Genomic DNA, 13617 nt, shown 5'->3' on the forward strand with positions numbered 1-13617 from the left:
TCCTTTTTCTTATTGAAAGTTAATCTATTCAGTTGTTGATTGACTGATGTCTTTATTTGCCTGTTGATTCAAATTCAAAGCTACAAGACTAGCAAAATCATGAATGATTGTTGCAGCTAATAATGATGTGATTTGTGACGGATCATATGGGGGTAATACTTCCACAAGATCAAATCCTATAAAATTAAAATCAGTTAAAGAACGTACCAATTGCAATGTTTCATAGCTATTTAGTCCACCGACCTCTAAAGTACCAGTTCCAGGGGCACATGAAGGATCAACAAAATCGATATCAAAGCTAAGGAAGCAAGGAATATCCCCAATTGTTTGTTTAACTTCTTTTATTACATCTTCAATTCCACGAGATTTCAGCTCTGGAGTTGTAATCACTTTGTAACCAAGGTCAGTGCTTGCATCGATATCACCAGGATGATTTAGTGTACCTCTAATCCCAATTTGAAAAACCTTGTCAGTTTGCAACAAACCTTCTTCATAAGCACGAATGAATGGTGACCCGTGCCAATATTTTTCCTCGTAATATGTGTCCCATGTATCAGTATGTGAATCAAAATGTATTAATGCTACTGGTCCGTATATTTTGCTTGCAGCACGAAGATTCGCTAATGTGACTGAATGGTCCCCACCAAGTCCGATAGGGATAATTCCTTGTTTCATTAAATCAAAAACAGCCTTTTCAATGAGTTCATAACTTCTATGAATGTTATGTGGAATAACAGATACATCTCCAATGTCGATTGCATTGCAATCTTCAAAAGGGTAAACCTTATGGATTGGATGATAAGGAAATAAAGTCATAGAAGCTTGTCGAATTGCTTGAGGGGCAAAACGAGCTCCTACTCGGAATGAAGCAGCAGTATCAAAAGGCATTCCGATGATTGCTAGTTTCGTATTTTCTCGTGATGAAGGTAATCGCATAAATGTACCCGATGTACAAAACTCTGGTTTTACTTCAGGGGATAGTGGATATTGCATAAATTAAATACCTCCATTAAAAGTTATATTTACATATTTAAGATATGCAAAATTCATGCCAGATTTAATAGAGGTTAAAATACAGATGTAGGCTCAGTCAAAAAGAGAGAAATCTATGAGTTACTGAATAACATATGCAAAATTGAATAATAACCAAAAGAAAAAAGTAAAAGATTTATTTGTTAAATACATCTTTTTCTACATGTTTTTTATGGTAATAAAGATTGTTTAAATCAGTTTGAAAAATTGGCATAAAACTTGCTTCACTAAGAATAGTTGTTTAAATATTCAAAAAAAGGAGGTCCTAACTGATACAATCAGAATTAGAAGAAATATGTTAATTCTGAAAGCGCTTAATTTAGGGAGAAGGGGATATGGTAGGTGGAAAATAAAACACAATTAAAAAGATCCTTAAAATTATGGCAATTAGTTATGATGGGGTTAGCTTATATGACTCCTATGGTTGTTTTTGATACATTCGGAATTGTTTCTGATATTACGAAAGGCCATGTGCCAAGTGCGTATATTATTGGATTAATAGGAATGTTATTTACAGCGGTAAGTTATGGCAAACTTGTAAAGGTATTTCCTGATGCTGGGTCTGCCTATACATACACCCAAAAAGCAATGAATGGTCATCTTGGTTTTCTTGTAGGATGGTCTTCATTACTAGATTACTTGTTTTTACCAATGGTGAATGCATTATTAACTCGAATCTATTTGAACGCACTTTTTCCAAATGTCCCTACTTGGATTTGGGTTGTAGTATTCGTAGCCATTGTAACTTTATTAAATATGAGAAGTATTAGTATGTTAGCAAATTTCAATACGTTTTTTGTTTTAATTCAGATTGCCATTATGGTTGTATTTATCATTCTCGTAATAAAAGGATTAAATGATGGAGAGGGTTATGGAGGATTTAGTTTAAAACCTTTCTATGATGTAGGGATGAATTATGGGTCATTAATTACGGGTGCGACAATTCTTTGCTTTTCGTTTTTAGGATTTGATGCTGTTTCAACTCTGTCAGAGGAAGCGATCAATCCTGCAAAAACAATACCAAAAGCAATTATCTATACAGCACTTTGGGGTGGGGTAATTTTTACTGTTACAGCATTTTTTATTCAGTTATTTTATCCAGATATATCAAGATTCAAGCACCCAGATGCTGCATCACCTGAAATTGCATTATATGTGGGAGGAAAACTATTCCAGTCTATCTTCTTATGTATTACATTAGTTAATACGCTCGCATCTGCATTAGCATCACATGCAAGTGTATCAAGATTGTTATTTGTAATGGGGCGGGATAATGTGTTTCCGGATAAATGGTTTGGGATTATCCATCCAAAATGGAAAACACCAGTATTTAACGTAATCTTTGTTGGGATTATTTCATTATCTGCAATTTTTTTCGACTTGGTAACTGCGACATCTTTAATAAATTTCGGTGCATTAATGGCATTCACATTTGTTAATCTTTCTGTCATTAATCACTTTTACATCCGAGGGAAAATGCGTACAGCTAAAGGATTTTTTAGTTATCTACTGATGCCGCTTCTTGGAGCAGGGGCAGTTGCTATTCTATGGTTTAACATTGAAAAAAGTTCTTTAATAATGGGGTCAGTTTGGTTTTGTATCGGATTAGGTTACTTAATTTATCTCACAAAAGCATTCCGAATTTCACCTCCTAAATATGAAGAAGATCAAGCTTTAAATTTATCATAGCAATGGTTTAAAACACGTTTTAATGATTAAAACGTGTTTTTTTATATTACAATAATCGGGCATTCAATATTGAATAAGTAACTATGCAAAAATGAATAATTCATGCATTTGTTCATATTTACATTCACTAGACTTTTCAATCATTTAGAAAAGAATGACGTTCTTTTTACTGCATTTCCTTGTAAATCTAATTTTTATTTTAGAGTTTTTAGCATTCTTTCAGGCTTTTAATATTACTGATCAATTTTCGTTTACTGGATTAACTTAAGTTGGCATGAGAATTGCTAATTAATTATTTATAAAAAATAAAGATGAGGTGTTCAATGTGAGCTCAAATTCAAATGGGGCTGTAGATAAGGAAATGGTAAATCAGCAAGTAGAACAGGATGATTCACTTCAAGAATTTAGGGAAACACTGCTTGAAGCAATCAATACAATGAACTATCCGAGACAAGTATTTGATTTTTTGAAATCTCCAATGAGATTTTTGGAGATTAGTATTCCTTTACAAATGGACAATGGTGAAACGAAGATTTTTCAAGGATATCGAGCACAACATAATGATGCACTTGGACCTACTAAAGGAGGAATTCGTTTCCATCCAGACGTCACACCTGAAGAGGTAAAGGCTCTAGCAGGATGGATGAGTTTGAAATGTAGTATTACCGATTTACCATACGGAGGCGCTAAGGGTGGAGTCATCTGTGACCCAAGGCTCTTAAGTATGTCAGAACTAGAAAGATTAAGTAGAGGCTATGTTAGAGCTGTAAGCCAAGTAGTCGGACCCACAAAGGATATTCCAGCACCTGACATGTATACAAATTCGCAAGTAATGGCATGGATGCTTGATGAGTATGACCATATTAGAGAATTTGATTCACCGGGTTTTATTACTGGAAAACCAATTACATTAGGAGGTTCAGTAGGCCGTGAAACAGCTACTTCAAAAGGAGTGTTTTATACACTTCAATTAATCAGTGAATTAAAAAATATTGATATTAAAAATATGAAAGTTATTATACAAGGATTTGGAAATGTAGGTAGCTATTTAGCTCAATATTTAGATGATGCTGGCGCAAAAGTAGTTGGTATTTCTGATGTTCTTGGAGGAATCTATGATCCAAATGGTTTAGATATCCCATATCTATTGGATAATAGGGATTCATTCGGAGTTGTTTCTAATTTATTTAAAAACTCGATCTCAAATCAAGAGTTATTAGAAAAAGAATGCGATGTCTTGATTCCGGCTGCAATTAGTGGAGTAATCAATTCACATAATGCTACTAAACTAAATTGTAAAATCGTGATTGAAGCTGCGAACGGTCCAACGACGAAAGAGGCGCATGAAACGCTTGATAAAAAAAACATTTTAGTCGTTCCAGATATTTTGGCTAATTCAGGAGGAGTAATTGTCTCTTATTTTGAGTGGTGCCAGAATATGCAAGGGTATTATTGGAATGAAGAATTGGTTGACCAACGTTTAAAAGAAAAAATAACTGATAGTTTTCTAAAGGTATATAAAACTTCTGAGAAATATCATGTAAATATGAAAATTGCTGCTTATATAGAGGGCATTCGTAAAATTGCGGAAGCTTGTCGTTTAAGAGGGTGGGTTAAATACTAATAATAAAGGGAGAGATATAGAATGATAGATATTATTTCTGAATCTACAGAAAGACAGTTTGTACATCACTATTGTTTATTAACAATGAATAATAGATACGATCTATCAATAGCCTTTTCCAATCACTTCTTTGGCAAATCAATGGTTACTTCAATTCAATCTGGTCAAATGATTCTTCTTTGTTCAGAGGACACTCATGCTGACCATTATTGGGCTCCAAAATTAGGAATCGCCGTAGAAGATGTTTTAGAGATACAAAATTTCTTTAGTTTAGTATTACAATCTAAACAGTTTAATGAACAATATTAATCATTCTTATGTCATTTTAGAAAGGAATGATCGTTATGTACTATGGTGTTGTAGTTAGTAATTGTCATGGGATTGTTGAGGAAACGCCCATTAATGAGAATTCAAGAATTTATGAATGGGAACCGTTGTTTTATATTAAAACTTCAGATGGACTAACAAAAATCATTCATCAAGGAATTAGCGGAGAAGTTGTTTCATTAGAGGTTACTAATGGGGATCAAGTCGTTCCGGGAATGGTACTTGCTTATGTGAAAGAAGACTTATATGTTTCCGGAAGTGATTGACTTCACGCCTTGAAAGACAAGCGTTTTCAATCGGCCTGAAAATCTAATTTTTTGTACTTTGTCTACCCACTTAAAGAAGATGTTAAATTCATCTTCTTTCTTTATGCTTATCTTAGTCTAATCGTTTTGTTCATTCTAAATGGCTAAATTCGTTATTAGTAATTTCTAATGATAGATTTTTATAAAAAGTTTAAAAATTCTGTTAAACTATGAGTGTACATATAAATACGGTTTTAAGGGGGGGCAAACGAATGATATCAATAAACGAGAGCCAGATTAGACCAGTTATTACATTAGATATTGATCAATTTAAGGAAAATGATGAGATAGATTTATCCTATATAAGTGAACCCTTTTTATTTTTAAACAAACAAAATAAAATAGTTTCCTATGTTCAATTAAACAATTTGAACCAAGGGAAAAATGAAATGCAAAATATAACATTATCAAAGCTAATTAGTTTTTCACAATCTATTAATAGTGTATGTCATTTAAATGGTCAGATTTCATTAACAGTTCTATTTCAAATTATTGGGGAGCCAATATCAATTGTCCAAGAAAATGCAGGCAAGCCAAGTGGGTATATTCGTCGTGAAGATATATTGGCAGAACTTTTTAAACAAGAAAATAAAAGTGTTGATTTGCTAAAGAGTATCTTAACCTCAATACCTATGGGAACATTTGTAGTAGATAAAGATAAAATTATCATTAATTGTAATGAAGCTGGCTTAAAAATGATCAGGTCTACATCTGAAAAAGTTATTAATACAAAAGCAGAACATATTTTTAGTCGTGAGCATATTGATAATGTTTTTACCACAGGAAAAACCATTCTTAACCATCTTCAAATTAATGATGACATGGGATTATTAGTTGATTATAGTCCTATTTTTAGTTTTGATCAGGAAGTTGAGGGCGTTATTATTGTCGTACAAGATCTACCAATGGTTGAAGAAATGGCCATGGAGATTGAATATATTAAAGATTTAAATAAAGATTTGAATGCAATATTATCGAGTATTTATGATGAAATACTTGTCGTAAATCATAAGGGAGAGTTACTTCGTTACAGCGAAAATATCATTCCTGGATTTTGGAATGTTGATCTAAAAGAGTTAATTGGAAAAAGTATTTTGGAATTTGGAAACCAAGGACTTTTCACGCCTTCAGTCACAAAATTAGTTTTAGAAAAAAAGAAAAAGGTTTCAATCGTTCAAGAGACAATGAATGGACGCAAAGTTTTGGCAGTAGGTAATCCTGTATTTGATGAAAATATGGAAATAGATAGAATTATCATTGCGTCTAGAGATATTACTGAAACTTCACGACTTAAAACTGAATTAAAAGAAATGAAGAAGATTTCAGAGCAGTATAAAAAGGAATTAGAGGATATTAAAAGTAAGGATCGTTTTATCAAAAAATTAATATATTGTAGTCCTAAAATGGAACAAATTATTAACCAGGCCAAAAAGATTGCTGACTTTTCTTCTACGGTCCTACTACATGGTGAATCTGGGGTTGGAAAGGAAGTAATTGCTCAGGCAATCCATCAGCTAGGAAATCGCTCTACTAAACCATTTTTAAAGTTAAATTGTGGTGCTATACCTGAAAATCTACTTGAAAGTGAACTTTTTGGATACATAAAAGGTGCTTTTACAGGGGCAGATCAAAATAAAGATGGTTATTTTAAACAAGCTGATCAAGGGGTATTATTTTTAGATGAAATCGGTGAAATGCCTTTACATTTACAAGTTAAATTACTTAGAGTTCTTCAAGAACAGGAAGTCATTCCAATTGGAAGTACAAAGCCAATTAAAGTAAATGTACAAATTATTGCAGCAACAAATAAAAGATTAGAAAAAATGGTTGAAGAACGAACATTTAGAGAGGATCTATATTACAGACTAAATGTTATTCCGTTAAACATTCCACCATTAAGAGAAAGAATAGAAGATATTTCATTATTGGCTTTCCACTTTTTACAGCAATTAAATGATAAGTATAATAAAAATTTCCATTTAACACCTGATGCTATAAATGTATTAGAATTTTACTCATGGCCTGGCAATGTCAGAGAACTTCAAAATATTGTTGAAAGATTAGTAGTTTCAGCTGAGGATCAAATTATTAATGCTGAGGATGTAAATCAATTTCTACCGAATAGTTATGATTTTAATAAATCAAAGCCAGTAATTAGTAAAGTAATGCCTCTTCAAGAAGCAATTGATCATGTGGAGGAACAATTAATTTTACTAGCAATGAAACAATATAAAACAACCACAAAAGCAGCACAGGTTTTAGGAATCAGTCAATCTTCAGTAAGCCGTAAATATCAAAAAATTGTAAATGAAAAAAATCAGAACAGTGAATATATACCATTTAATTAATTGGCATATATACAAATATAATTGCTAACAAAAAACGCACTTCGTGCGTTTTTTTTATTTCTCTAAATCACCTACTTTATTAATGTGGCTTTCAATTACCTTTGTCATACTAATCTGATCCTTAGTAATACTAAAACCCATAAATACGATGATGAGCCCAACAATAACACATGTCCCGACTAATAACATGGTCATTCCTCCTCTCATGGTTTTATAGCCTATGCAGTAAATTTTCTCAGTATGTCGGTTTTTATATGATCAATTTTTCTGTAGGAAATGAACAATGGAGTAGCTGACCCAGCTGCTATGCAAAAATTAATAGCATTATGCAAAAATGAATAATCCATAAACAAAACAAATATATAAACCCTTATAACTATTGAATATTGAAGTTGGCATACTTCTTGCAAAATATTAAATTGTTAAGAAATTAAGGAGGGTTTATACACAATGAACGAGATCAAATCCAAAACAATTAATTTAAAAATGTTTATTAACGGTGAATGGAAAGATTCTAGTAATCATGAAAAGCGCCCTGTTTTTAACCCAGCTAGTGGAGAAATAATTGCTTATGCTCCAGAAGGAACGATTGAAGATGCTAAAAATGCGATTGATGTAGCTCGTAAAGCATTTAATGATGGAATTTGGTCGGATCTATCAGCTCAAGAAAGAGCGACTTATCTATTTAAAATTGCAGACAAAATAGAAGAATATCAAGAAGAACTTACTTTACTTGAAACGTTAGATAATGGAAAAACTCTTCGAGAGGCAGGCTATGATGTGGCTGATGCAGCTGCATGTTTTCGTTACTATGCAGGATTAATTACAAAACCGGATGGATTTACTTACCACGTTGCCGATCCAATGCAGGCGATGGTTGTTCGTGAGCCAGTTGGGGTTTGTGGATTAATTGTTCCGTGGAATTATCCATTGTTAATGAGTGTATGGAAAATTGCACCAGCATTGGCTGCAGGAAATACAATTGTGTTCAAACCTTCTGAAGTAACACCAGTTACACCAAAGAAGTTATTTGAAATTTTTGAAGAAGTAGGAATTCCAAATGGTGTTGCAAATATGGTAATGGGTGCAGGACCTGTAGTTGGGAATGAGATTGCTTCAAACCCTGATGTAGATATGGTTTCTTTTACAGGAGGAACAAAGACGGGAAAACATATTATGAAAACTGCAGCAGATTCAATGAAAAAAGTATCGTTAGAGCTTGGTGGTAAATCACCAAATATAATTTTTGCGGATGCCGATTTTGAAACAGCAGTAGATTATGCTTTGTTTGGTATTTATGCAGGCGCAGGACAAGTTTGTTCAGCGGGTTCTAGGATTCTAGTAGAGGAATCTATTTATGAAAAATTTGTAGAAAGATTTGTAGAACGAGCAAAAAAAATAAAAGTAGGTCCTGGGTATGCTCCAGATACTGAAATGGGGCCACTAGTCAGTAAAGATCATCTAGAAAAAGTTTTAGGCTATATTCAATTAGGTCAAGAAGAGGGAGCACGTATTGCATGTGGAGGCAATCGAGTCGTGAATTTTGGCTTAGAAAATGGCTATTTCGTGGAACCTACTGTATTTGTAGATGTGGAGCAACATATGCGAATCGTTCAAGAAGAAATTTTTGGTCCAGTTGTTTGTATTCAAAAATTTAAGACTGAAGCAGAAGCATTAAAGCTTGCTAACGGTACAGTATATGGTTTAGCAGGTGCAGTATTTAGTAAAGATGGAGCAAAAGCGTTAAGAGTCATTAAAAAGTTACGATCAGGAATAACTTGGATTAACTCTTATCATCCAACTTATAATGAAGCACCTTGGGGTGGTTATAAACAAAGTGGGGTGGGCCGTAGTTTAGGAACATTTGGCTTAGAAGAATTTCAGGAAATTAAACAAATCAATATCAATTTACAAGTAGAACCGATTGGTTGGTTTGCAGAATAAAAAACACACAATAGGAGTGAATAAAATGAGTATTAATTTAAAGAATGAACTAAAGAGTAATGAAGGTAAAAATGTAACCGAGTACATTAATAAAGTTTTAAGTTTAATAGAAAAGGAGACTGTAACTGAAGAGGACGCTGCGTGGATTACGAAAGAAACAGTCGATGGATTTAGAGAGCATGTAAATCCAGGCTTCCTGGCATATCGTAAAACTGTTACAGAGGGTGGACAATTTGCATCAGTAGAATGGTCTGATAGTGGCTCTTGTTTTAAAGATGTAAACGGTAAGGAATATATCGATTGTCTTGGGGGATTTGGAATTTATAATGTAGGACACCGACATCCAAAAGTGGTTAAGGCTGTTACAGATCAATTAAAACGACAAGCACTTCATAGCCAGGATTTATTAGATCCATTGCGTGCGATGTTGGCAAAAATCTTAGCAGATATTACACCTGGGGATTTAAAGTACTCATTCTTTACAAATAGTGGAACAGAAAGTGTGGAAGCAGCACTAAAGCTTGCAAAAATGTATAGTGATCGTTCAACAATCATCTCGACTACGCGAGCATTTCACGGAAAAAGCTTAGGTGCACTTTCTGGAACGGCTAAAGGAATGTTCCGTAAACCGTTTTTACCACTTATTCCTGGATTCCGTCATGTTCCATTTGGTGACATTGATATGATGAGAAAAACATTTGAAACTTGTTCGTTAGTAGGAGAGGATGTAGCTGCTGTTTTGCTTGAACCAATTCAAGGAGAAGGTGGAATTATTCTTCCTCCACAAGACTATTTAAAAGAAGTTCGCGAGTTATGTGATGAGTATGGAGCACTTTTAATTTTTGATGAAGTTCAAACTGGAATGGGCCGCACTGGAAAAATGTTTGCAGCAGATTTGTATGAAGTTGTGCCAGATATCATTTGTCTTGCAAAAGCATTTGGTGGTGGCGTAATGCCAGCTGGTGCAGTTGTTGCAAAAGAAAAAGTATTTAAAAGCTGGTTCCCAAATCCTTTTATGCATACCACAACATTTGGTGGAAATCCTTTAGCATGTGCTGCCGCGATTGCAACAATTAGTGTCTTACTTGAAGAAAAATTACCTGAAAGAGCAGATGTGGTTGGGTCATATTTCTTAGATGCGTTAAGAGAAGCTGCACAAGGACATGAAGATAAAGTTTTAGAAATTCGAGGACAAGGATTAATGATTGGTATTGAATTCCATCAAGATGAAATTGGTTACGAAGTGTCAAAAGGGATGTTTGATAAAGGCGTTTTAGTTGCAGGTACATTAATTAACTCAAAGACCATTCGTATCGAGCCTTCTTTAAAAATTAGTTATGAAGAAGTAGAAACAGTCGTTAAAACATTTAAAGAAGTATTAGATCAATTAAAGGCTTAATCTTATAAATTCGGCATGTCATGACTTTCATAGCATGGCATGCTTTCGTTACAAACAAATTTAACTTATTTTATATATTCGATAGGATGGTGTAATCATGGGGGATCGGAAATTTGTCAAACTCCAAACGTCAATTCCCGGGCCAAAGTCTAAGGAGTTATTTGATCGAAGAACAAAAGCTGTGCCTAAAGGTATTAGCAACAACTGTGAAGCCTTTGTAAAAAAGGCGAGAGGTGCTCTCGTTGAAGATATCGATGGAAATATTTTTATAGATTTCGCAGGAGCAATTGGGACTTTGAATGTAGGACATTCTCATCCAAGAGTTGTCAGAGCTCTTCAAGGTCAGGCTGGGGATTTTATTCATACAGGGTTTAATGTCATGATGTATGAATCTTATATTCAACTTGCTGAGAGGCTTGCAGACATTTCACCTGGTCAATACGAAAAACAAGTAGCTTTTTTTAACAGTGGTGCAGAGGCAGTAGAAAATGCAGTCAAAATTGCAAGAAAGTACACGAAGCGTCAAGGAATCATTTCTTTTACTAGAGGATTCCATGGTCGAACGTTAATGACAATGACGATGACTAGTAAAGTGAAGCCGTATAAGTATGGATTTGGACCTTTTGCTCCAGAAGTTTATAAGGCTCCATATCCTTATGTTTATCGACGTCCAGATCAAATGAGCGAAAAAGAGTACAGTCATTTTATCATTGATCAATTTGAGCAATTCCTGATCGCAGAAGTTGCCCCTGAAACGATTGCGGCTGTAGTAATGGAACCAATTCAAGGAGAAGGTGGCTTTATCGTTCCGGATATAGATTTTGTTAAAAAAGTTAGAGAAATCTGTAAGAATTACGGAATTTTATTCGTAGCAGATGAAATTCAAACTGGATTTGCGAGAACCGGTAAATATTTTGCAATAGAGCACTTTGGGGTAGAGCCTGATTTAATCACGATTTCAAAGTCGATGGGTGCTGGCGTACCAATTAGTGGCGTTATTGGTAGGAAAGAAATAATGGAGTCAGCGGATATTGGAGAATTAGGTGGCACTTACTCTGGTAGTCCACTGGGATGCCGAGCAGCTTTGGCTGTGTTAGATATTATTGAAGATGAGGGATTAAACGAACGAGCTTTCTTGATTGGTGAAAAAGTTAAAGAGAAAATGCATACTCTGGCAAATCAATTTGAACAAATTGGAGATATTCGAGGAATTGGCGCAATGTGTGCGATGGAGATTGTTAAGAATAAAAAAAATAAAACGCCAGATAAAATTGCAGTTGGAAAAATTGTGAAAGAAGCAAATAATAGAGGCTTAATGTTATTAAGTGCAGGAATATTTGGGAATGTCATTCGTTTACTAATGCCATTAACGATTACTGAAGAACAGCTCGAAGAAGGATTAGATATTTTAAGAGAATCAGTTGAAGCTGTATTATTACCTGAATATCATTTGGAGGTAAACTAAATGAGCCAAATAAAAGAAAAATATGAAATTTACCCTATGTATATAGATGGTTCATGGGTTGGAAATGATCATGAATTTTTCACTAAAGTCACAAATCCTGCAACCGGAAAGATTGTAGGCGCAATTCCTACAGGTGGCACTTATGAAGCAAAACAAGCAGTAGATGCGGCACATAAGGCTTTTAAAGCTTGGTCAAAAAAGACTGCTGAGGAGCGATATCACCTTTTAATGAAATGGTATCGACTAATTGATGAGAATAAGGAAGAGATTGCTAGATTGATGACAATCGAACAAGGTAAACCATTGAAAGAAGCTTTAGGAGAAGTCCTCTATGCAAATGGATTTATCTCGTGGTATGCAGAAGAAGGGAAGCGTATTTACGGTGAAACAATTCCTGCATCTCACCCAAATAAGCGAATTTTAATCAGGAAAGAACCTATAGGTGTTGTTGCGGCAATTACACCTTGGAATTTCCCAGCAGCAATGATTACACGTAAAGTAGCGCCTGCCTTAGCAGCAGGTTGTACAACTGTGATTAAACCAGCAACACAAACACCTTTAACAGCATTGAAATTGGCAGAACTTGCACATGAAGCAGGTATTCCAAAAGGTGTTATAAATGTAGTAACTGGCAAGTCATCAGAAATTGGTGATGTATGGTTAAAAGATCCTAGAGTAACGAAAATAACATTTACTGGATCAACTGAAGTAGGGAAAACACTTATGAGAAATGCATCAGAGAATGTGAAAAAAGTTTCTCTTGAGCTAGGTGGCAATGCTCCATTTATTGTAATGGATGATGCAGATCTATCAAAGGCAGCAGCAGGATTGGTTCAATCAAAATTCCGAAATGCAGGTCAAACCTGTATTTGTACAAATCGGATTTATGTACAAGAAAATGTTGCTGAGGAGTTTACTCTACTTTTTACGAAGGAACTTGAAAAGTTAAAAGTAGGAAATGGATTAGATGAGGGAAGCGATATTGGTCCATTAATAGATTATGCAGCCTTAGAAAAAGTACAGATGTTAGTAGATGAAGCAAAGAAAAACGGTGCAAAAGAAGTATATAGTGGCAATAAGCCATTAGAGGAAAATGGTTATTATTATGCACCAACTATTTTGGTAGGAATAACGGATGAAATGGCATGCATGAAAGAAGAGATATTTGGTCCGCTTGCACCAATTTCTACATTTAAAACTGAAGAAGAAGTAATTGAACGAGCAAATAACTCCGTCTATGGATTAGCAGCTTATGTGTATACAGAAAACTTAAGCCGTTCATTTAGGATTACTGAAGCATTAGAATATGGAATTATAGGTTTAAATGATGCGTTACCATCTGCAGTACAAGTACCTTTTGGCGGCTATAAGGAAAGTGGTCTTGGAAGAGAAGGCGGCCATTTTGGAATTGAAGAATTTTTAGAAGTTAAATATATTTCGATAGGGTTAGAAATGTAGTGAAAATCTATTATTACCATTAACTC

11 protein-coding genes are annotated in these 13617 nt (G+C 34.4%); 9 read left to right on the forward strand and 2 right to left on the reverse strand.

Features of this window, described 5'->3' with window-relative positions:
* Nucleotides 1–24 precede the first annotated feature (24 nt).
* Nucleotides 25–993 (reverse strand): agmatinase, encoded by a 969-nt coding sequence (gene speB / locus V7056_RS09525; protein WP_499701377.1) that lies wholly within the window; start codon nt 991–993, stop codon nt 25–27.
* A gap of 381 nt (nt 994–1374) precedes the next feature.
* Between speB and V7056_RS09530 the strand changes: the two genes are divergently transcribed.
* The 5 genes from V7056_RS09530 (at nt 1375) to V7056_RS09550 (ending at nt 7325) form a co-directional block, all read left to right on the forward strand.
* Nucleotides 1375–2721, forward strand: coding sequence for an APC family permease (locus V7056_RS09530; RefSeq protein ID WP_499701379.1), 1347 nt, complete (start codon nt 1375–1377; stop codon nt 2719–2721).
* Nucleotides 2722–3082: 361 nt separating this feature from the next.
* Nucleotides 3083–4345, forward strand: a complete 1263-nt coding sequence (locus tag V7056_RS09535; RefSeq protein ID WP_499701572.1) for a Glu/Leu/Phe/Val family dehydrogenase — start codon at nt 3083–3085, stop codon at nt 4343–4345.
* Nucleotides 4346–4366: 21 nt separating this feature from the next.
* Entirely contained in the window at nt 4367–4654 is a 288-nt protein-coding gene (locus V7056_RS09540; RefSeq protein WP_499701381.1) for an SAV0927 family protein, read from the forward strand.
* Nucleotides 4655–4689: 35 nt separating this feature from the next.
* The gene (locus V7056_RS09545; protein WP_499701383.1) at nt 4690–4938 is read left to right on the forward strand and encodes a biotin/lipoyl attachment domain-containing protein; all 249 of its coding nucleotides are present in this window, start codon (nt 4690–4692) and stop codon (nt 4936–4938) included.
* A 251-nt stretch (nt 4939–5189) separates the two neighbouring features.
* Nucleotides 5190–7325 (forward strand): sigma-54 interaction domain-containing protein, encoded by a 2136-nt coding sequence (locus tag V7056_RS09550; protein ID WP_499701385.1) that lies wholly within the window; start codon nt 5190–5192, stop codon nt 7323–7325.
* Between the two features lie 54 nt (nt 7326–7379).
* On the opposite strand, the gene V7056_RS09555 is transcribed toward V7056_RS09550, so the two are convergent.
* Nucleotides 7380–7514, reverse strand: a complete 135-nt coding sequence (locus tag V7056_RS09555; protein WP_499701387.1) for a hypothetical protein — start codon at nt 7512–7514, stop codon at nt 7380–7382.
* Nucleotides 7515–7775: 261 nt separating this feature from the next.
* On the opposite strand from V7056_RS09555, the gene V7056_RS09560 reads away from it, so the two are divergent.
* The 4 genes from V7056_RS09560 (at nt 7776) to V7056_RS09575 (ending at nt 13591) form a co-directional block, all read left to right on the forward strand.
* Nucleotides 7776–9269: an aldehyde dehydrogenase family protein gene (locus V7056_RS09560; protein ID WP_499701389.1), complete on the forward strand. Its 1494-nt coding sequence runs from the start codon at nt 7776–7778 to the stop codon at nt 9267–9269.
* 25 nt (nt 9270–9294) lie between these two features.
* Nucleotides 9295–10668 carry a putrescine aminotransferase gene (locus V7056_RS09565; RefSeq protein ID WP_499701390.1) on the forward strand — a complete coding sequence of 458 codons (1374 nt, stop codon included), beginning with the start codon at nt 9295–9297 and terminating at the stop codon, nt 10666–10668.
* Between the two features lie 97 nt (nt 10669–10765).
* Nucleotides 10766–12133, forward strand: a complete 1368-nt coding sequence (gene gabT, locus V7056_RS09570) for a 4-aminobutyrate--2-oxoglutarate transaminase (protein WP_499701392.1) — start codon at nt 10766–10768, stop codon at nt 12131–12133.
* Between the two features lie 36 nt (nt 12134–12169).
* Entirely contained in the window at nt 12170–13591 is a 1422-nt protein-coding gene (locus V7056_RS09575) for an NAD-dependent succinate-semialdehyde dehydrogenase (RefSeq protein WP_499701574.1), read from the forward strand.
* Nucleotides 13592–13617 lie beyond the last annotated feature (26 nt).

Source organism: Bacillus sp. JJ664, assembly GCF_036962205.1.
Taxonomy (GTDB): domain Bacteria; phylum Bacillota; class Bacilli; order Bacillales; family Bacillaceae_G; genus Gottfriedia.

Bases quoted from the DNA above. Each gene is read 5' to 3' on its own strand.
- speB (WP_499701377.1), bottom strand. From the start codon at position 993: ATGCAATATCCACTATCCCCTGAAGTAAAACCAGAGTTTTGTACATCG.
- V7056_RS09535 (WP_499701572.1), top strand. From the start codon at position 3,083: ATGGTAAATCAGCAAGTAGAACAGGATGATTCACTTCAAGAATTTAGG.
- V7056_RS09540 (WP_499701381.1), top strand. From the start codon at position 4,367: ATGATAGATATTATTTCTGAATCTACAGAAAGACAGTTTGTACATCAC.
- V7056_RS09545 (WP_499701383.1), top strand. From the start codon at position 4,690: ATGTACTATGGTGTTGTAGTTAGTAATTGTCATGGGATTGTTGAGGAA.
- V7056_RS09550 (WP_499701385.1), top strand. From the start codon at position 5,190: ATGATATCAATAAACGAGAGCCAGATTAGACCAGTTATTACATTAGAT.
- V7056_RS09555 (WP_499701387.1), bottom strand. From the start codon at position 7,514: ATGTTATTAGTCGGGACATGTGTTATTGTTGGGCTCATCATCGTATTT.
- V7056_RS09560 (WP_499701389.1), top strand. From the start codon at position 7,776: ATGAACGAGATCAAATCCAAAACAATTAATTTAAAAATGTTTATTAAC.
- V7056_RS09565 (WP_499701390.1), top strand. From the start codon at position 9,295: ATGAGTATTAATTTAAAGAATGAACTAAAGAGTAATGAAGGTAAAAAT.
- gabT (WP_499701392.1), top strand. From the start codon at position 10,766: ATGGGGGATCGGAAATTTGTCAAACTCCAAACGTCAATTCCCGGGCCA.
- V7056_RS09575 (WP_499701574.1), top strand. From the start codon at position 12,170: ATGTATATAGATGGTTCATGGGTTGGAAATGATCATGAATTTTTCACT.